Source organism: Crenobacter oryzisoli, from assembly GCF_030385785.1.
GTDB classification, from domain to species: Bacteria; Pseudomonadota; Gammaproteobacteria; order Burkholderiales; family Chromobacteriaceae; genus Crenobacter_A; species Crenobacter_A oryzisoli.
The window spans coordinates 1-856 of the sequence record NZ_JAUEDK010000115.1 but is presented as its reverse complement, the minus strand read 5'-3'; the positions used below and the strand labels follow the sequence as shown (position 1 = coordinate 856).

Here is an 856-nt window from a genome sequence, read left to right as displayed (position 1 = left end):
CTCTCCACATAGTCCCTGACCAGCTTCGCCTTGTGGATCGGATGGCCATCGACGATCACAAACACCGGTTTTTCCGCACCAATCATCAGCCGCTTCAGAAATTCACGAAACACCGTCGCCGTCACCGAACCCTCATGCACCATGAACCGGAAGTCGCCGCGTGGGCTGACCGCCGAGATCATGTTCAGCGAGAAGCGCCGGCCGGTCACATTCACCACCGGCGTCTGGCCACACGGCGCCCACGTCGTTCCCGTGTGGTAGTCCGACCGAATACCGGACTCGTCAGCGAAATAGATCGTGGCCCCGGCCTTCTTCGCTTCCTCCCGAATACCCGGATAGGTCTCGCTTTCCCATTGCCGGACTAATGCGGCATCCTGCTGCCAAGCCTGATACAGCGGCTTCTGGACGGAAAAACCCAGCAGCTTCATCACGCGGCTGACCGATGCCAGCGACAGCTTCTTGCCAAACTCCCTGCGAATCAGTTCGCCGATCAGCGACAGCGTCCACAGCCCAAACTCGAACTTGAACTGCTGCGGCGTATTGTCTTTCACCGCCTTGGCCAGCCAGCTCATCTCATCGGCCGTCACCTTCGGTGGACGCCCCGGGATCGGCTTGGCCAGCAGGGCGTTTTGGCCGCCATTGGCAAAGTCTGCTAACCAGCGAAACACCGTGCGCGGGTTGACACCGTAGGCGGCTGCTACGCTTTGCACCGATTGGCCCTCTCGAATCGCCTTGACGGCTTGCTGGCGCATGACCTGGAGGGTGTGGTGGTCAATCCCGCGGGCGTCAGAGTTTCGTTTGCATTTCATGAAGAAAATTATCACATGAAATGGCATTACTTTCTAAAAGGTTAGTA

General features: G+C 58.3%; 1 protein-coding gene. It reads right to left on the bottom strand.

Features of this window, described 5'->3' with window-relative positions:
* On the bottom strand, positions 1 to 809 hold an 809-nt coding region (locus QU481_RS23740; protein WP_289832396.1), incomplete at its 3' end, for an IS630 family transposase.
* Positions 810 to 856: the final 47 nt, after the last annotated feature.